This window comes from Amycolatopsis camponoti, from assembly GCF_902497555.1.
Lineage (GTDB): Bacteria > Actinomycetota > Actinomycetes > Mycobacteriales > Pseudonocardiaceae > Amycolatopsis > Amycolatopsis camponoti.
On the sequence record NZ_CABVGP010000001.1, the window covers coordinates 3,550,914 to 3,567,849 of the forward strand.

Genomic DNA, 16,936 nt, shown 5'->3' on the forward strand with positions numbered 1-16,936 from the left:
CCGGCGACGGCAAGCGGGACCCGGGATAGAGCGGGTCGATACCACCCATCGGCAGATCGAGCTTCCCCGGTCCGTTCCGTGCGGCGCATGGTGTTCCAGTTCCCGATCGCGACTGTCCACATCCGACCCGGTTTCCCTCGATGAAGCGAGAAACGTATGTCGTCTCCTCCTGCTGATCGCGGCATCGCCAGACCCGTCCCGGCTCCGTCGGCGAGCCGGCCGGCCCGTCGCCGCGCCGTGCGGGCCTCCCTGGTGGGCACGGTCGTCGAGTACTACGAGTTCACCGTCTACGGTTTTCTGGCCGTGGTCTTCGGGCCGCTGTTCTTCCCCGCCGCTTCGCCGGTGGCCGCGACGCTGTCGGCCCTCACGGTGTTCGGTGCCGGGTACCTGGCCCGGCCGTTGGGCGGCGTGGTGTTCGGCGCGCTGGGCGACCGTCTCGGGCGCCGCCCGGTCCTCATGGCCACACTTCTGATGATGGGGGTGTCGTCCGCCCTCATCGGGATGCTGCCCACCTACGCGTCCATCGGGCCGGCGGCGCCGGTCTTGCTGCTGCTTCTGCGGCTGCTCCAGGGCTTTTCCGCGGGCGGTGAATGGGCGGGAGCGTTGACCTACGTCTCCGAGATGGCACCGCCGCGCAAGCGCGCGCTGTACGGATCGATCCCGGCGATGGGTGTCGGCATCGGATTCCTCACCGCCGCGCTGATGGTGGCGCTCGTCGCGAGTACCGGTGTCGGCATGAGCACGTGGGGCTGGCGGATCCCGTTCCTGGTATGCGTTCCGCTCACCGCGGTCTGCGTGGCGCTGCGCTACCGCCTCGAAGATTCACCGGAGTTCAAAGCCATCACCCGCACTGCCGGCGGTGTCAGCCGGACGCCGGTTCGGGAAACGCTGCGCCGGCACCCGTTGGACGTGCTGCGTGTGGCGGCGCTGACGATCGGAGTTCTCGGGCCGTCGATCCTCGGTAAGCTCTACCTCTCCGTCCACTTGGTGCAGGTGAAGAAGTTCCCCCCGGTGGAAGTCTATTTCCTGCTCGGCTTGGCGCTGGCGGCGACGGTCTGGATCTTCCCCGTGATGGGGGCGAAGTCGGATGCCAGGGGCCGCCGCCCGATCGCCTGGATCGGCTTGAGCGCCGCTGTGGTGCTGCCGGTACCCCTGTTCCTCTACGTCGACGCGGTGAGCAGCGCACTGGCCGTCGTGCCGGCTCTGCTCATCTACCTGGTCGTCGAGCCGTTCGTCTCGGCTGCCGTTTTCGCCGGCTTCCCGGAGCTTTTCCCGACCCGCACCCGATTCACGGGTGTGTCCATCGGACTCAACCTCGGCACCATCATCGCCGCGGGCTTCGGTCCCGCCATAGCCGCCTCGCTCGTCGCTTCGACGGGATGGGCCGGAGCGCCGGGCCTGTGGGGCTCCGTCTGCGCACTCATCGGCCTGATCGCGCTCGCCGGACCACGCCGGACGAACACGCTCGAGAACAGGGAGGTTCTCCACGATGAAAAACGGTGAAGGGCGGCCCCGGCCGCTCGGGCAGCTGACCCCCCACGTGTACGTGGAAGCCGGCACTCGCGGGTGCGACCCCGGCTTCGTCGTGACGTCGGACGGGGTGGTCGTCATCGACACCCCCCAGCTGCCGACGCACGCACTCGCCATGCGGCACCAGGCGGAAAGCCACGGCCCCATCCGCTACGTCGTCAACACCGAACACCACGTCGACCACATCTTCGGCAACTACTTCTTCGCCGGTGCCGGTCTGGTGGTCCACCACCGAGGCGTGTTCGACAACTTCATGACCGTCTACGACCTGGATCCGTTCGCCTTCGCGGTCAAAGCCGCCCAGGACGACGATCCTGCCGGAGCGGAGCTGATCCCCGAACGTGGCGAGTACTACGACGACCCCAACAAGGGCGACATCGTGTTCACCGGCGACCTGACGCTGAGGCTGGGAGAACACACCTTCGAGCTGCTGCACACACCGGGACACACGCCGGGCCAGGTCGCCGTGCACGTTCCCGAGGAACGTACGGTCTTCACCGGTGACACCATCTTCTCCGGGTGCCAGACCTGGCTGATGACTTCCGACGTCGACCAGTGGCTGCGCTCGCTCGACCGGATCGCCCAGCTCGACGTCGACCACGTCGTGCCCGGTCACGGTGCGATCACCACTCTCGACGCCGTTCGGGAGCAGCGGGCGGTGCTGCTGGGCTGGAAGAGCGCCGTCGCCGATGCCGTGGCCAAGGGGTGGTCCCGCGACGAAACGATTCAGCGAGTCACCTTCGCCGAAGCGTGCCGGACCGACGTCGGCCTGGATCACCTGATGGACTACATCCAGGCGGAAAACGCGGGAGCGCTGTACGACACCATCACCGGCGCAAGGGGTGAGACGTGCTGACGGCGACGGCCTTCCCGCTGGTGGTGGACATCCACGCCCACGCCCACGCACCGGGCGATGAACTGGTGGCGGGCCGGGAACAGCACGTTCAGGAGCAGCGCGCCCAGCTCGCGGTCTTCGGCCCGGGGTCCGTGGCGGTCAACCAGCAGCTGTTCCGGGACGAGTGGTACCCAGCACTCACCGAGCTGGACACCCGCCTCCACACGATGGACCGGGCGGGCGTGGACGTGCAGGCCGTCAGCGTCGCTCCCACGCAATACCACTCGTGGGCGGACGAGGCGCTCGCCGGCGAACTGACGTACGTGGTCAACGAGCACCTGGCCGACCTGGCCGCGAAATGCCCCGATCGGCTGATCGCCATGGCGCACGTGCCGTTCCAGCATCCCGACCTGGCCGCCGTTCACCTCCGCGAAGCGGTCGAGCGGTCCGGCATGAGGTCCGTGCAGATCCCGACCCGTTCCGGCGACCGCGAGTTCTCCGACCCCGCGCTGGACGTCTTCTGGGCCACCGCGGAAGAGCTCGGGGTGCTCGTCTTCGTGCACCCGTGGGGCTGCACCGTGGAACAACGGCTGTCGTCGTACTACCTGGGCAACATCATCGGCCAGCCGCTGGAAACCACGATCGCCCTGTGCCGGCTCGTCTTCGCCGGCGTGCTCGACCGGTTCCCCCGGTTGCGGATTTGCGGCGCGCACGGCGGCGGCTTCCTGCCGGGCTACCTCGGCCGGGCCGACCACGCCTACGAGGTGCGCCCGGAGAGCCGCTCGATGGCCAAACGGCCCAGTGAGTACTTGTCCCAGCTCTACGTCGACAGTCTCGTCTACCGCTCTTCGGAGCTGACGGCGCTCACGCAGGCGATGGGAAGCGATCGGGTACTGCTGGGCACGGACTACCCCTTCGACATGGGGGTCAGCGACCCGCTCGCACGGCTGGAGCAGACCGGTCTGCCGACGGCCGAGCTGCGGCGCATCGCCGGACTCAACTCGGCTGAACTACTCGGTCTCAAGCAGCGGAGGGAGACCTGACCATGGACGACGTCGAAATCACCACCACCGAATCGGAGCGCCGAACATGAAGTGGGCCACTTATCGCTCACCGGCGGACGGCAAGGAGCACGCAGCCCTGTTCGAGGGCGGAGCGCTCCACGGCCTCCGCGGCGATCGGCAGCTGATCGAACTCATCGGGTCCTCCGAGGGCCTGGCGGAAGCCGCCCGCGAAGTCGGAGACGACCCTTTCGAGGTCGTCCCCGCCGGTGACGCGCAGCTGCTGCCACCGATAGCGCGCCCGCCGTCGGTCCGGGATTTCATGGCGTTCGAGAACCACTACGTCACTTCGATGACCGCGATGGGGCTGGCCACGAACCCGGTCTATTACCAGCAACCGGTTTTCTACTTCCAGAATCCGGCCGCGCTCCGCGGGCCACGCGAGACGGTGCCGATCGCCCCGGGGAGTCGGCAGTTCGACTACGAGCTCGAGGTGGCGGCGATCGTCGGCGCCCCGGCCACCAACGTCACCCCGGCCGAAGCCCCCGCCCACATCGCCGGATACACGATCTTCTGTGATTGGAGCGCCCGGGACCTCCAGGCGGCGGAGATGACCATGGCGATCGGCCTCGGCAAAGCCAAGGACACGGCCACGAGCCTCGGGCCCTTCCTGGTCACCCCCGACGAAATCGACGGAAAGCGCAGCGGCGAGGGTTTCGACCTGAAGATGACCGCGTCGGTGAACGGCGTCCTCTACAGCGAAGGGAATTGGGCCGACCAGTTCTGGTCGTTCGCCGACCTGCTCTCCTACGCCTCCCGGGGGACGACTTTGCACACCGGAGACGTCATCGGCTCCGGCACGGTGGGCACCGGTTGCATCCTGGAACTCGCCAAAGTCCACGGTGAAGCGGAGTACCCCTGGCTGGACGCCGGTGACCAGGTCGCCTTGAGCGTCGAGAACCTCGGTGAAATCCGCGCCTCGATCACCCGAGGGGCTCCGCTTCATCCCCTTACGCGACGGCGTAGCTCGTCCGCCCGGCAGTGACCGCGGTCTCGCCGTCAACTCCAACACTTGCGTTGCAGACCGGCAGTGACGAGTGTAGGTTCGAAGCAGAAGCCAACACTACTGTTGGAGTTTGAAGGAGCATGATGAATCTCGAAACCGTCTTCACAAGCCGTTGGTCCTCCCGACGCGAGGAAGACCGATTCGTCGTCGAAGACCCCGCCACCGGACACCACCTCGCGACAGTCCAGGGCGGGGGCGCGGCAGAGGTCGACGCGGCGGTCCGCGCCGCCCATGAAGGGTTTCTCGCTTGGAGCCGCCGGCCCGCGGTGGAGCGCGGCCGGTTGCTGCTGGAGGTCGCCCGCCAGATCCGGCTGCACGCCGACGAACTGGCCGAACTGGAATCCCGGGAGAACGGCAAGCCCAAGAGCCAGGCGCGGGCTTTCGACCTTGAATCCTGCATCGCCATTTTCGAGCTTTTCGGCAGTCTCACGCACGAGATGCCCGGGGCGGTCCGGGATACCGGCTATTCGCTGGACGTCACGACGCTGCAGCCCTTCGGTGTGATCGGCGCGATCATCCCGTTCAACTGGCCACCGATCCACACCGCCGGGAAGACCGCGCCCGCGCTCGCGGCGGGGAACGCCGTCGTGCTGAAGCCGCCCGAGCAGGCGCCGCTCACCATCTTGCGGCTGGCCGAGATCATCCAGTCCGTGCTGCCCGACGACGTCGTCCACGTCGTCGCGGGCAAAGGATCCGTGGGAGCGGTGCTCGCAGGACACCCGCTGGTCCGGAAGTTGTCCTTCACCGGGGCTCCCACGACGGGTGTCGCGGTCTCGAAGACGGCCGCGGAGAACCTCACCCCCACCCTGATGGAACTCGGCGGCAAAAACCCCCTCGTGATCTTCGAAGACGCCGTCCTCGACGACGCCGTGGCCGCTGCCCTCGAAGGCGGATACTTCAACCAGGGCGAAGCTTGCACCGCGGCCTCCCGGTTGCTGGTGCACCGCTCGGTGCACGACGAGGTGGTCGAACGGCTGAGCCGTGCCGTGGCCGGGCTGAGGGTCGGGCGCGGCCTCGACGAAACGACGCACGTCGGCCCGCTCGTCACGGCGCTCCAGCAGCGGCGGGTGCTCGACTACATCGACATCGGCGTCCAGGAAGGCGCCGTCATCGGCGCGCAGGCGCAGTTGCCGGTGGATCCCGAGCTGGCCGAGGGATTCTACGTCGCGCCGACGCTGCTCACGGGAGTGACCCCGGACATGCGCGTGGCCAAAGAAGAGATCTTCGGCCCGGTCGTGTGCGTGATCCCCTTCGACGACGAGGCCGAGGCCGTGGCCATCGCCAACAACACCGATTTCGGCCTGGTGGCCGGGGTGTACACCGCAGACAGTGCTCGCGCACTGCGGGTCGGCCGCGGAATCGAAGCGGGCATCGTGTTCGTGAACAACTACAACCGCGCGGTCATCGGCACACCGTTCGGCGGAACCAAACACAGTGGTTACGGACGCGAACACGCCGCCGAGACACTGCGCGAGTTCGGTTACAGCAAGACAATGCGGCTTCCCTCCGGGATGAACCCAGTGCCGCGCTGGGCGGTCGTCGACGAACTGCTCGGCTGAACCGACAACACGGTGGGACGGGAAGGAGCCGTTCGATCCGGCTGTCTCGGATGCGTCGGCGGTGCTGCGGGCCGGCAACGCTCCCACCGAACCCCGCGGACACCGCGGTTTCGCTCTCCTCGGAGCGCCAACTGGTTCGTGGTGTCCGGCTCAGCACCCACCTGGTGTTCTTCCGGCTGGCATGAGGAGGTGATTCCCGGCGGCTCCGGGCCGGGCTCACCGGGCCTGGGCCGCCGCGACGGTCGCGTCGGCGAACCGGAGCTTGTCCTGGACCACGGGCGACAGCGTGAACGGGTACAGGTCGTCCTTGCCCATGCTGCGGTTGAGCTGGTTGAGCGCGCGCGACAGCGGGATCCAGGTCGCGATCAGGTCGTCGACGTCGTCGGTGTGGTCCTCGGGGACGGCACAGCGATTTCCGCGATAGCGAACGGATAGCGCGGCTGAGCCACGATCTCCCCGTCGATTCCCGCTAACGAGAGGAGTGATCATGGCTCGCATGATCAACACCCTGGGCGACCGGTTGCTGGGGCTGTTCCTGCGCGAGGTCAAGGCCGGCGCCTGCGTGGCCGAGCACGGCCAGGTCTGCAAGACGTTCCACTACGACTGCTACGGCAGCTGCAAGTAACCGGTGGCGCTCGCGCCTTTCCCGCCGCGGTTCCCGGGGCGGGAAAGGCGTGGCCCGGCAAGGGAGGTCACCGATGATCAGCGCGCAGTTCGTGCTCGCCGCCCGGGTGCTGGCCGGGCTCGTGTTCGGGGTCGCGGCCGTCGGCAAGCTCGCCGGGCGGGCGCGGCTGGCGGAGTTCGCCGCGTCGCTGGCGCCGCTCGGCCGGTCGCCGGTGGGCTGGCTGCCGGTCGCCGCCGGGACCGCCGTCGCCGAGCTGGCCGTGGCCGGGCTCGTCGCCTTCCCCGCCACCTCCCGGCTCGGGCTCGGGCTGGCGACGGCGGTGCTGCTCGTCTTCTGCGCCGCGATCGCCCGGTCGATGCGGGCCGGCCGCCGCGTCACCTGCCGCTGCTTCGGCCGCTCCGGGGCCGTGCTCGGCCGGGCCCACCTCGTCCGCAACGCACTGCTCGCCGCGGGGACCGCCGCCGCGGTCGCCGTCCCGCCGGGACCGGCGCTCGGCCTCGACACCGGGGCGGCCGCCGCGCTCGTCGGCGCGTTCGCCGCGCTCGTCGCGATCAACTGGGACAGCCTGGCCGGCCTGGTCCGCACCGCGGACACCGCCGGTCGCCGAGCGAATCACTGAAAGAGGTATCCCATGTCATTCCTGGTGGCCGTGGTCGCGGTGCTGGCCGTGCTGACGGTGCTCAACCTCCTGCTGTCCGCGGCGATCATCCGGCTGCTGAACGAGCAGCGGCGGCCGGCGCTGCCCGCGCTGCCGGCGGCGGGCACCGAGATCGGGGCGTTCGAGGTGACCGACGCCGACGGCGCGACCGTCACCGACCGGGAGCTGGACGACGCGCTCGTCGCGTTCCTGTCGCCGACCTGCGGGCCTTGTCAGCGCATCGCCGGCCAGCTCACCGAGCCGGCCGTCGCCTTCGTGATCGACGGCGGGGATCGGGACGCGGCCGTCGAGTACGCGGCCGGGCTGGGACCCGCGGTGCGCGTCGCCTTCGTCGGCGACCGCAGCCCGGTGGCGGCCGCGTTCGGCGCGGGTGACGTCACCCCGACGCTGATCCGCGTGCGGGACCGGCGGATCACCGCCGCCGGCCACGACCTCGACGCCGTGCGCCCGCAGCCCGTCCGATGAACCCGGTCCGGGCGGCGGGTCCCGCGTTCGGGGTCGCCTGGCGCGCGTCGCGGGTGGCCACCGGCGCCACGATCGCGCTGGCGGTGCTCGCCTCGGCCCTGCCGGCGTTGTCGGCGTGGCTGGGGAAGCTGCTGTTCGACGAGCTGACCGGCGGCCGGGACCAGGGCCTGATCGTGCTGCTGGCCATCGGCTCGGCGGCCGGCCTCGCCTGCGCGACCGCGATCACCGCGGTCGCGTCGTACTGCACCTCGATCGTGCGGGCCAAGTCCGCGATCGAGGCGGAGGACCGGCTGGTCGGCGCGGTCGGCGCGCTGCCGGGACTGCGCCGGCTCGAGGAGCCGGCGTTCCTGGACCGGGTGCGGCTGGCCGAGCAGGGCGCGCAGGAGGCGGCGCCGGCGGTGCTGGCGCTGACCGTCGAATCGGTGCGCACCCTGGTCGCCGTACTCGCGTTCGGCGGCGCGGTCCTGCTCGTGTGGCCGCCGATGGCCGGGCTGCTCGCCGTGTCCCTGGCGGCGGCCGCGATCTCCCAGCTGACCCTGTCCCGGCTGCGCGCGCGGGAGGTCGAGGCGATGATGGCCACCCACCGCGAGCGGTTCCTGTTCCGTTCGCTGTGCTCGGACATCCGGGCGGCCAAGGAGATCCGGCTCTTCGGTCTCGCGGATCTGTTCCGGTCGCGGATGGTGGCCGCGGTCCGCACGGCCACCGCGAGCGAGTGCGCGATGCAGCGCCGGATCGCGTTCGCCGGGGTCACCGCCGCGATCGTGTCGGCGGTGGTGGCCGGCGTCGCCCTCGTGGTCGCCGCGACCGGCGCCGCCCGGGGGTCGCTGTCCATCGGCGACGTCACCCTCTTCACCGCCGCGGTGGCCGGCATCCAGTCCCCGGTGAGCACGCTGCTGGGCCAGCTCGGCCGGGCCGGCGGCTCGCTCGGGTTGTTCCGGCACTACCTCGACGTCGTGACGACCGAACCCGACCTCGTCTCCGGAACGGACGCCGTGCCCGAGCTGCGCGCCGGCATCGAACTGCGTGACGTGTGGTTCCGCTACGACGCGACCGGCCCGTGGGTGCTGCGCGGGGTGAACCTGGTGATCCCCGGCGGCGCGGCGGTCGGGCTGGTCGGGGTGAACGGCGCGGGCAAGTCGACGCTCGTGAAGCTGCTGTGCCGCTTCTACGACCCGGACCGCGGCCGGATCCTGTGGGACGGCGTGGACATCCGCTCCTGCGACCCGGCCGCGTTGCGGGCCCGCATCGGCGCCACCTTCCAGGACTTCACCAGCTACGACCTGACCGCGGCCGACAACATCGGCATCGGTGACGTCGCCCGCCTCGGCGATCTCGACCGCATCCGCGCGGCGGCCCGCCTGGCCGAGATCGACCCGGCGCTGTCGGCGTTGCCGCGCGGCTACGAAACCCTGCTGTCCCGGGCGTTCCTGGACGTCGACGACAAGGCCGGGGCGGCGCTGTCCGGCGGCCAGTGGCAGCGGGTGGCGCTGGCCCGGTCACTCATGCGCGCCGAAGCCGACCTGCTCATCCTCGACGAACCCAGCTCCGGCATGGACGTCGACGCCGAGGCCAGGACCCATGAGGCCCTGCGCTCCCACCGGGCCGGCCGGACGAGCGTGCTGATCTCCCACCGCCTCTCCGCCCTGCGCGGCGCGGACCGGATCGTCGTGCTCGGCGGCGGCCGGGTGATCGAAGAGGGCACCCACGACGAGCTGCTCACCGCGGGCGGCGAATACGCCCGGCTGTTCTCGTTGCAGGCCAAGGGATACGCGATGGTGGAGGCGTGATGGCCGGGCTCGCCGCGGTCGTGGCGGCACTGGTTCTGCTGGTCGTGCTGCTGCGCCGCCGGTACGTGGTGGCCCGCGTCCGGGGCCACAGCATGTCCCCGACCTTCCGCGACGGCGAGCGCGTGGTCGCGACCCGGCGACGGCAGTACCGCGTCGGCGACGTGATCGTCTTCCGCGCGCGAACCGGGGCGAAGGACGTCGCGTGGCGCATCAAGCGGATCGCCGCGGTCGCGGGCGACCCGGTGCCCGCCTGGCTGGCAGCCGATCACCCGGTCGTCCCGGCCGGCCGGGTGGTGGTGACCGGCGACAACACCGGCCACAGCCAGGATTCCCGCCAGCTCGGCTACATCGAGCTGGCCGGCGTCGCCGGTGCGGTCCCTCACCGCCCGGCGCCGGAGGGCACCTGACAGTCGATCTCCGCCAGCACCTTCTCGACGCCGACCCGTTCGACCGGACTGTCGAACCGGTCCTGCAGGCGCAGGGACGCGTGGGCGACGCGGCGCGCGGCGGCCCGGTCACCGGCGGCCAGCTCGATCGAGGCCAGCGCGAGCAGTGCCGCGGACTCGGCGTCCGGGCGGCGGATGCGACGGGCCAGGCCCAGCGCCCGGTCGGCGGATCTCCGCGCGGCCGGCAGGTCGCCGTTCGCCCGGTGGGCGTCGGCTTCGGCGGTGAGGCACCAGGTCTGGCCGATCGGGTCGCCGTTCCCCTCGGACAGGACGCGGGCTTCTTCGGCGAGGCCGGCCGCGGCCGCCGCGTCACCGCAGGCCAAGGCCGTGCGCGAGACCACGAGCCGTACCTGCGCACGGGTCTTCCAGTCGCCGGCGGCGTCGGCCAGCCGCAGGGCCTTCGTGCCGTGCAGCCGCGCCGCGCGGAGGTCGCCGAGGTGGTCCCGGTACAGGGCGGCCAGCGTGGCGTGGCCGCCCGACATGCCCGCCAAGTTGCCGGACTTCCGGAAGCACACGACCGCCTCTCGCGCGGCGGTGATCGCGCGGGGCCAGTCCCGGCACCGCTCGTACGCGTCCCCCAGCTTGGTCAGCACCTCCGCCCGCAGCGCGAGGTCGACGTCGGCCAGCGGCACCTCGGTCAGGATGGCGACGACGTCGGCGTACCGGCCGCGGTGCATCCGCGCCGTCGCCGCGACCAGCGCCGCGGTCACCCGCACCACCGGGTCCGCGCCGGCGACGTTCGCCAGCCGCGCGCCCGCCCGGGCGCCGTGGTCGGCCAGGTCGAGCCGCACGAGCGGTGCCCGCAGCACCAGCAGCAGCGCCGCCGCGGGCCGGGGCAGGCCGCCGCGCACGGCCAAGCCGAACACGGCGAGCAGGACGTCGACGTCCGCGCCCAGCCACGGCAGCGGCTCCCGCACCACCCGCCCCAGCACGTCCTGGCCGAGCCGCGCGGCGGTCTCGGCGAGCACCGGGTAACCGGCCGGCAGGCCCAGCATGCCCTCGTGGGCGTGCCTGGTCAGCGCGACCGCCCACCCGGCCAGCCGGTCCAGGGCGGGCGGGGCGAGCGACGGCCCGACCGTGCGGCAGTAGGCCCGCACGAGGTCGTGCATCCGGTAGCGGGGCACCCCGTCCCGCCCCGGCCCGGCCCGGTCGAGCAGGTTCATCGCGCACAGGTGGGCCAGCACTTCGTCGGTGCGGGGGAGCGGCACGTCGAGCGCGGCCGCGAGCGGCCAGCCGGTGAACGTGGGCGACCCGATCGCCGCCAGCGCCAGCATCGCGGCCCGCGCATCCCTTTCCAGCAAACGGAAACTGGCGTCGAGGCTGTCCCGCACGCTGCGCTGCCCGGCCACCAGCTCCCGCATCCGCCTCGATTCGTCGGACAGCCGCGCGGCCAGCTCCGCCACGCTGAGCTTCGGGTACGCGGCGAGCTGCGCCCCGGCGATCCGCAACGCGAGCGGCACGCCCCCGCACGCCTCCAGCACCGTGGCGACCGTGCGCTCGCCCTCGGTCAGCCGGGCCGCGCCCGCCGCGTTCGCCAGCACCGTCGCGGCAACCTCGTCGGACAGCGGGGCGAGCGGCACCCGGACCGACGGCTCGACTTCGGGCAGCACGGACCGGCTGGTCACGATCGTGGCGCAGCCCGGGCCGGCGGTCAGGAGCGGCTCGATCTGCCGGGCGGTGGCGGCGTTGTCCAGCACCACGAGCACCCGCTTGCCCGCCGTGCGGCTGCGGAACTCGGCCGTGCGCTCCTCGACGCCGGCCGGGACCGACCGCGCCGGCACGCCGAGCGCCCGGAGGAAAGAGGCGAGGATCTCGTGCGACGCGGCCGGCCGGGCGTCGGCGCCCCGCAGGTCGGCATAGAGCTGCCCGTCGGGGTAGGCGTGCGCCGACGCCGCGCCCGCGTGCACGGCCAGCGCCGTCTTGCCGATCCCCGGCATCCCGGTGACCAGTACCAGCGGGGGCGCGTCGGTCCGGCGCGCCAAGGCGGCCCTGATCGTTGCCGCCTCCGGGTCGCGCCCGGCGAACCCGGAGGCCCGCGGCGGCAGCTGGGCGGGCACCACGGTCACCGCCGGCGGCGCCTCGACCGAGAGGATCTCCGCCTCCAGCGCGAGCAGCTCCCGGGACGGATCCACCCCCAGCTCGTCGCGCAGCACGCGTCGGGCCTCCTGGAACGCCGCCAGCGCGTCGGCCCGCCGCCCGGCGCGGTGCAGCGCCAGCATCCGACGGCGGTGCAGGCCCTCGCGCAGGGGGTGCGCCTGGACCAGCGCGGTCAGCTCGGGCAGCAACCGTGAGGCCCGCCCGCACGCGATCTCCGCGTCGATCCACTCCTCGGCCAGGCAGATCCGCAGCTCGTCCAGCCGGGGCAGCTCGGCACCGGCGAGGTGCGCGCTCACCCCGCCCAGCGGCGTGCCGGTCCACCGGTCGAGCGCCGACCGCAGCAGGCCGGCCGCGTCCGCGGGATCGCCGGCCGCCCGCGCCGCGCTCAGCAGCCGCCGCACCTCGCCGACGTCGGCGAGGCAGTCCAGCAGGTACCCGCTCGGCACGGTGACCACGGCCGCGGCCGCGCCCGCCCGGTCGAGCGCGGCCCGGAGCTTGGACACCTGGATGTGCACCTGGGTCCGCGCGGTGGCCGGGGGCCGCTCGCCCCACAGGGCGTCGATCAGCCGGTCCACCGACACCGGCTGCCGGCCGGCGAGCGCCAGCACGGCGAGCACCGTGCGCCCCAACCGCCCCTTGACCGGTACCGGTGTCCCCTGGACCCGCGCGCCGACCGGGCCGAGCACCGTGGCTTCCAGCAATCCCGTGCCCTTCAAGATCGGCGGCGTGTACGTCCGCTCCAAGGCGTGCTCGACCACGCCGTGACGGTTCGATTTCGTGCGCTCGGCGGCGGTGGGTCCTCCCGCGGCGCGGTGGTCAGCGGGCGCCGGCCTTCCCCAGGAAGTGCCGCCCGGTGACGAAAGAGCTCGGCTCCGCACCCGCGCCTTCCCCAGCCGGGTGGTGCCACTCTCGCGGTGCCGACCGTGCCAGCGGCTCGCGAGCGCCGTCAACCGGGCCGAAAACGTTTCGCGCTGACCCGAAACGTGCGGCCGCTCCCCGGATCGCGCCGCCGCTTGTCCGTTTTGGACGGAGCCGGCGGCGCGACCGCGGCCACCATGGCGGTATGGCGTTCACCGAACCACCCGATCCCGGCCACGCGCGCACGCTGGACGAGCTGGTCGCGCAGCTGCGGCTGCTCAAGACGTGGGCGGGTGGCCCGTCGTACGCGCAGATCGCCGAGCGGGTGAACCGGCTCTGGACGGCGGCCGGGCGCCCGCCCGGCGAGCGCACGGCCCGCACGACGGTCGCCGACTGCTTCAAGACCGGCCGCGCCCGCCCCAACACCGATCTGGTGCTGGCCGTCGTCGAGGTGCTGCACCCCGCCCCGGGTTACGTCGCCGCCTGGCAGGAAATGCTGCGGGTGATCCGCAGCCGCGCGGAGGCGGCGACCTTCGTGCAGGCCCAGCTCGGCCTGCCCGAGACGATTCCGCACTTCACCGGGCGCCGTGCGGAGCTCGCGCGGCTGTCCGCGGTGCTCGGCGACGCCGCGGGCGGGCAGGTGGCGGCGATCGCGGGCATGGCCGGGGTCGGCAAGACCGGGCTGGCCGTGCACGCGGCCCACGCGCTGCTGCGCACGGGCCGGTTCGACAACGCGCTCTTCGTGAACCTGCGCGGTTTCCACCCCGACCCCGGCCGGCCGCCGGTGGATCCGGCCGCGGTGCTCGACTCCTTCCTGCGGCTGCTCGGCGTGCCCGGGCACGCCGTACCCGCCGACCTGCCGGGCAAGCAGCGGCTGTACCGGGAGCGCTCGGCCGGGCGGCGCCTGCTCGTCGTGCTCGACAACGCACGCGGCGAGGACGAGGTCCGGCCCTTGCTGCCCGACGAACGGGGCGGACCGGTGCTGGTCACCAGCCGCTCGGCGCTGTCCGGGCTGACCGGCGCGGTCCAGGTGCGGTTGGACGTGCTGGATCCGGACGAGGCGGTGGCCTACCTGCGACGCACCGTCGGCGCGGAGCGGGTCGACCGGGAGCCCGGCGTCGCCCGGCGGATCACCGCCGAGCTGGGCCACCTGCCGCTCGCGCTGACCCTCGCCGCGTTGCGGATGACCGCGCCGGCCCACCGGTCGTGGCGGCTGGCCGACCACCTCGAGCGGCTCGAGCAGCGGCGCGCGCACCTGCGCCTCGACAACGCCGTGGACGCGTCGATCAGCCTGTCCTACGACCAGCTCGGTGAGCCGGAACAGCGGGCCCTGCGGCTGCTGGCCCTGCACCCGGGCGCGGACCTGGACGCCTACGGCATCGCCGCGCTCGCCGGTGCGGACCTGGCCGAGGCGACCCGGACCGCGGATCGGCTCGCCGCCGCGAGCCTGGTGCGGCGCCGCGGGGCGGACCGGCTGGAGCTGCACGACCTCGTCCGGGCGTTCGCGATGGCCCGCGCCCAGGACGAGGACGTCTCCGCCGGCCGGCGGGCCGCGCTGGCCCGCCTGCTCGACTACTACGCGTTCGCCGCCGTCACCGCGATGGACCGGTACGCGCCGCGCGTGCGGGAGCACCTGCCGCGCGTCCCCGACCCCGGCTTGCCGGTCCCGCCGCTGACCGACCGCGCCGAAGCGGCCGCGTGGCTGGACGCCGAACGGGCCAACCTGGTCGGCGCCGGCGTCCACGGGGTGGCGTCGGGCCACGCGGGGCTGCTGTCGCGGATCCTGTTCCGCTACCTGCAGACCGGCGGCTACCTCAGCGAGGCGCTGGTCCTGCACACGAGCGCGGCGGAGTCGGCGGATCCGGTCGCCCGCGGGCACGCCCTGGTGAGCCTCGCGGCCACCCACGGCCAGGTCGGCCGCTACGAGGTGGCGACGCGGTGCGCCGGCCAGGCGCTGGCCTGCTTCCGCGGGGCGGAAGACCGCTGGGGCGAGTGCCGGGCGCTCGGCACGCTGGGCGCGATCGCCTCCTGGGACACCGACTTCGCGCGTTCGGCGGGGTTCCTGCGGGAGGCTCTGACCCTGGCCCGCGAGGTCGGCGACCGGTCGGGCGAACGCACCGCGCTGACCAATCTCGGCTACGTCCACGGCCGGCTGGGCCGCTCCGCCGAGGCGCTGGAGTTCCACGAGCGAGCGCTCACCATCGACCAGCAGGTCGGCGACCCGAGCGACACGGGCCGCACCCTGCTCAACATCGGCGACACGCACCTGCGGTCCGGCCGGCACGCCGAGGCCCGCGGGTACTTCCGCCGCGCGACGGCCATCGCCGAGCAGGCGGGCGACCGGGACCTCCACGTGGAAGCGCTGCTGTGCCTCGCCGACGCGTCGGCGGAGCTCGGCCGCACCGACCACGCCCGGGCGACGCACGAGTGCGCGCTCGCGATGGCGGTGGACCTCGGCAGCCTGCACCAGGCGGCCCGCGCGCACACCGGTCTCGCCCGGGCCCTGACCGCGCTGGGCGACCCGGTGCGGGCCCGGCACCACTGGCTCGCCGCCCGCGACCACCACCGCGAGCTGGGCCTGCCGGAGCCGGCCGAGATCACCGCGGGCGTCGGCGGGCCGGTCACCGCCGGCGGGTGACGGCGTCCGGGTTCGTCCGGGATTGCTGCCCGGGGACGCGGCTGCCCGCAATGCTCGCAGCCGGCGCGGGATCGCGGAACCGCATCCCGCACCGTGGACGTCCACCGTCGAAGGGAGAAATCATGGGGCGCCTGATCGACCGCGTGCTCACCCGGATCGTGCCCACCGCCAAGGCTTCCGCCTGCAGCGGCACCTACTTCTGCAACGCCGCGGGCCACCCCGGCTACTGGTACCGGTTCTGCTGCCCGCAGGACGGCTGCGAGTGGACCAAGGTCCGCAGCAGCTGCTGAGCACCGTCCCGGGCTTGCCGGTCGGTGTCCGCCCCTTCCCCGCGGACACCGCCCGGCGTCGAAGGAGTGACATGGAGTACCTCCGGGCGGCCGCCGCGGCGCTGCTCGCCGTGGTGTTCGCCGCCTCGTCGGTGGCGAAGCTGCGCGACTTCCGCGGGTTCGCGCGGTCGGTGCCCGTGCTGGTGCCGATGCCGGCGAGGTGGGTCCCGCCGGTGTCGGTGGCCGTCGTGGCCGCCGAAGGGAGCATCGCGGCCCTCGCGGTCGTGCCCGCCACGGCGACGGCGGCGTTCGTCCTCGCTGTCGGCTTGCTGCTGGCTTTCACCGCCGCCATCGCCGCTTCGCTGCGCCGCGGCCGGCCCGCGCCGTGCCGCTGCTTCGGCGCGGCCGACACTCCGGTCGGACCGCGTCACCTGGCCCGCAACACCGCGCTGGCCATCTTGGCCGTCCTCGGCGCGCTCGCGCCGGAGCACCTGCCGCCCGTCGCCGGTGCCGCCGTCGCTCTGGCGGCGGGTGTGGTGGCCGCCGTGCTCGTCATCGCGATGGATGACATCGCCGTCGTGTTCGCAAGGAGTTCCTGATGCCTTTCGTCGTCGCCGCCCTGGTGCTGCTCGGCCTGCTGTGCCTGGTGAACCTGCTCCTGACCGTCGGGATCCTGCGCCGGATGCGGGCCCAGAGCACCTCGGGTGCCGAGACGCTCTTCGCGCTGCGCCCGGGTTCGGCCATCGGCGAGTTCACCGCCACCACGACCGACGGCGAGCCGGTCACCACCGCCACGCTGACCGGCACGGTGGCGTTCTTCTCCGCCGACTGCGCGGCCTGTCACGACGCCCTCCCGGATTTCCTCGCCTACGCCCGCGATCAGGGCCGGGACAACGTCTTCGCCGTCTTCGGCGGCGACGAGCCGGACACCGTGCGCGCGCTCGCCGAGGTCGCGCGGGTGGTGCCGGCGGACCTCGACGGCGGCCCGGTCGCCGCCGCGTTCCGCAACACCTGGACACCCGCGCTGTACGTGGTGGCCGACGGGCGGGTGGTCGCGACCGCGGGCCGGGTGCCCGAGCTGCCCGTGCCCGCCGGGCGCTGA

17 protein-coding genes are annotated in these 16,936 nt (G+C 72.9%); 14 read left to right on the forward strand and 3 right to left on the reverse strand.

The features are described from left to right. The first annotated feature begins 252 nt into the window (after positions 1-252). The 3 genes from AA23TX_RS16805 to AA23TX_RS16815 are packed head-to-tail and all read left to right on the forward strand — an operon-like array spanning position 253 to position 3,408. Entirely contained in the window at positions 253-1,503 is a 1,251-nt protein-coding gene (locus AA23TX_RS16805; protein ID WP_230862532.1) for an MFS transporter, read from the forward strand. Further along, the gene (locus AA23TX_RS16810) at positions 1,490-2,386 is read left to right on the forward strand and encodes an MBL fold metallo-hydrolase (RefSeq protein WP_155543442.1); all 897 of its coding nucleotides are present in this window, start codon (positions 1,490-1,492) and stop codon (positions 2,384-2,386) included. Before AA23TX_RS16805 ends, AA23TX_RS16810 begins: the two co-directional genes overlap by 14 nt. Further along, complete coding sequence (locus AA23TX_RS16815) at positions 2,380-3,408, forward strand: amidohydrolase family protein (RefSeq protein WP_155543443.1); 1,029 nt, start codon at positions 2,380-2,382, stop codon at positions 3,406-3,408. The genes AA23TX_RS16810 and AA23TX_RS16815 overlap by 7 nt, the downstream gene beginning before the upstream one ends. Before the next feature lie 67 nt (positions 3,409-3,475). Here the strand turns inward: AA23TX_RS16815 and AA23TX_RS50185 are convergent, their stop codons facing one another. Beyond that, on the reverse strand, positions 3,476-3,706 hold the full coding sequence (locus AA23TX_RS50185) for a hypothetical protein (RefSeq protein ID WP_230862533.1): 231 nt from the start codon (positions 3,704-3,706) through the stop codon (positions 3,476-3,478). Positions 3,707-3,718: 12 nt separating this feature from the next. Between AA23TX_RS50185 and AA23TX_RS16820 the strand changes: the two genes are divergently transcribed. After that, on the forward strand, positions 3,719-4,411 hold the full coding sequence (locus tag AA23TX_RS16820) for a fumarylacetoacetate hydrolase family protein (protein ID WP_230862534.1): 693 nt from the start codon (positions 3,719-3,721) through the stop codon (positions 4,409-4,411). Positions 4,412-4,515: 104 nt separating this feature from the next. Continuing rightward, positions 4,516-5,991 (forward strand): aldehyde dehydrogenase family protein, encoded by a 1,476-nt coding sequence (locus AA23TX_RS16825; protein ID WP_155543445.1) that lies wholly within the window; start codon positions 4,516-4,518, stop codon positions 5,989-5,991. Between the two features lie 216 nt (positions 5,992-6,207). Here AA23TX_RS16825 and AA23TX_RS16830 read toward each other — a convergent pair whose 3' ends face one another. Continuing rightward, positions 6,208-6,480, reverse strand: a complete 273-nt coding sequence (locus AA23TX_RS16830) for a putative zinc-binding metallopeptidase (protein WP_230862535.1) — start codon at positions 6,478-6,480, stop codon at positions 6,208-6,210. Between AA23TX_RS16830 and AA23TX_RS49615 the strand changes: the two genes are divergently transcribed. The 5 genes from AA23TX_RS49615 (at position 6,479) to AA23TX_RS16850 (ending at position 9,933) form a co-directional block, all read left to right on the forward strand. Continuing rightward, positions 6,479-6,616 (forward strand): hypothetical protein, encoded by a 138-nt coding sequence (locus AA23TX_RS49615; protein WP_196425463.1) that lies wholly within the window; start codon positions 6,479-6,481, stop codon positions 6,614-6,616. The two genes, AA23TX_RS16830 and AA23TX_RS49615, sit on opposite strands and share 2 nt — an antisense overlap. A gap of 73 nt (positions 6,617-6,689) precedes the next feature. Further along, the gene (locus tag AA23TX_RS16835; RefSeq protein ID WP_155543447.1) at positions 6,690-7,235 is read left to right on the forward strand and encodes a MauE/DoxX family redox-associated membrane protein; all 546 of its coding nucleotides are present in this window, start codon (positions 6,690-6,692) and stop codon (positions 7,233-7,235) included. Positions 7,236-7,247: 12 nt separating this feature from the next. Beyond that, complete coding sequence (locus AA23TX_RS16840; protein WP_155543448.1) at positions 7,248-7,739, forward strand: TlpA family protein disulfide reductase; 492 nt, start codon at positions 7,248-7,250, stop codon at positions 7,737-7,739. After that, positions 7,736-9,526: an ABC transporter ATP-binding protein gene (locus AA23TX_RS16845; RefSeq protein WP_155543449.1), complete on the forward strand. Its 1,791-nt coding sequence runs from the start codon at positions 7,736-7,738 to the stop codon at positions 9,524-9,526. Before AA23TX_RS16840 ends, AA23TX_RS16845 begins: the two co-directional genes overlap by 4 nt. Next, complete coding sequence (locus AA23TX_RS16850) at positions 9,526-9,933, forward strand: S26 family signal peptidase (protein WP_155543450.1); 408 nt, start codon at positions 9,526-9,528, stop codon at positions 9,931-9,933. Before AA23TX_RS16845 ends, AA23TX_RS16850 begins: the two co-directional genes overlap by 1 nt. On the opposite strand, the gene AA23TX_RS16855 is transcribed toward AA23TX_RS16850, so the two are convergent. Further along, entirely contained in the window at positions 9,906-12,827 is a 2,922-nt protein-coding gene (locus tag AA23TX_RS16855; RefSeq protein WP_230862536.1) for an AfsR/SARP family transcriptional regulator, read from the reverse strand. The two genes, AA23TX_RS16850 and AA23TX_RS16855, sit on opposite strands and share 28 nt — an antisense overlap. Before the next feature lie 305 nt (positions 12,828-13,132). On the opposite strand from AA23TX_RS16855, the gene AA23TX_RS16860 reads away from it, so the two are divergent. The 4 genes from AA23TX_RS16860 to AA23TX_RS16870 all read left to right on the forward strand — a co-directional run bounded on the left by AA23TX_RS16860 (position 13,133) and on the right by AA23TX_RS16870 (position 16,936). Beyond that, positions 13,133-15,565 carry a tetratricopeptide repeat protein gene (locus AA23TX_RS16860; RefSeq protein ID WP_155543451.1) on the forward strand — a complete coding sequence of 811 codons (2,433 nt, stop codon included), beginning with the start codon at positions 13,133-13,135 and terminating at the stop codon, positions 15,563-15,565. Between the two features lie 122 nt (positions 15,566-15,687). Continuing rightward, positions 15,688-15,855: a hypothetical protein gene (locus AA23TX_RS49620; RefSeq protein ID WP_196425352.1), complete on the forward strand. Its 168-nt coding sequence runs from the start codon at positions 15,688-15,690 to the stop codon at positions 15,853-15,855. A gap of 71 nt (positions 15,856-15,926) precedes the next feature. Further along, positions 15,927-16,433, forward strand: a complete 507-nt coding sequence (locus tag AA23TX_RS16865; RefSeq protein WP_155543452.1) for a MauE/DoxX family redox-associated membrane protein — start codon at positions 15,927-15,929, stop codon at positions 16,431-16,433. Further along, complete coding sequence (locus tag AA23TX_RS16870; protein WP_155543453.1) at positions 16,433-16,936, forward strand: TlpA disulfide reductase family protein; 504 nt, start codon at positions 16,433-16,435, stop codon at positions 16,934-16,936. The genes AA23TX_RS16865 and AA23TX_RS16870 overlap by 1 nt, the downstream gene beginning before the upstream one ends.

Coding starts and splice junctions, on each gene's coding strand:
- AA23TX_RS49615 (WP_196425463.1), top strand. CDS start 6,479: ATGGCTCGCATGATCAACACCCTGGGCGACCGGTTGCTGGGGCTGTTC.
- AA23TX_RS16825 (WP_155543445.1), top strand. CDS start 4,516: ATGAATCTCGAAACCGTCTTCACAAGCCGTTGGTCCTCCCGACGCGAG.
- AA23TX_RS49620 (WP_196425352.1), top strand. CDS start 15,688: ATGGGGCGCCTGATCGACCGCGTGCTCACCCGGATCGTGCCCACCGCC.
- AA23TX_RS16870 (WP_155543453.1), top strand. CDS start 16,433: ATGCCTTTCGTCGTCGCCGCCCTGGTGCTGCTCGGCCTGCTGTGCCTG.
- AA23TX_RS16820 (WP_230862534.1), top strand. CDS start 3,719: ATGACCGCGATGGGGCTGGCCACGAACCCGGTCTATTACCAGCAACCG.
- AA23TX_RS16830 (WP_230862535.1), bottom strand. CDS start 6,480: ATGATCACTCCTCTCGTTAGCGGGAATCGACGGGGAGATCGTGGCTCA.
- AA23TX_RS16860 (WP_155543451.1), top strand. CDS start 13,133: ATGGCGTTCACCGAACCACCCGATCCCGGCCACGCGCGCACGCTGGAC.
- AA23TX_RS16835 (WP_155543447.1), top strand. CDS start 6,690: ATGATCAGCGCGCAGTTCGTGCTCGCCGCCCGGGTGCTGGCCGGGCTC.
- AA23TX_RS16810 (WP_155543442.1), top strand. CDS start 1,490: ATGAAAAACGGTGAAGGGCGGCCCCGGCCGCTCGGGCAGCTGACCCCC.
- AA23TX_RS16850 (WP_155543450.1), top strand. CDS start 9,526: ATGGCCGGGCTCGCCGCGGTCGTGGCGGCACTGGTTCTGCTGGTCGTG.
- AA23TX_RS16845 (WP_155543449.1), top strand. CDS start 7,736: ATGAACCCGGTCCGGGCGGCGGGTCCCGCGTTCGGGGTCGCCTGGCGC.
- AA23TX_RS16865 (WP_155543452.1), top strand. CDS start 15,927: ATGGAGTACCTCCGGGCGGCCGCCGCGGCGCTGCTCGCCGTGGTGTTC.
- AA23TX_RS16840 (WP_155543448.1), top strand. CDS start 7,248: ATGTCATTCCTGGTGGCCGTGGTCGCGGTGCTGGCCGTGCTGACGGTG.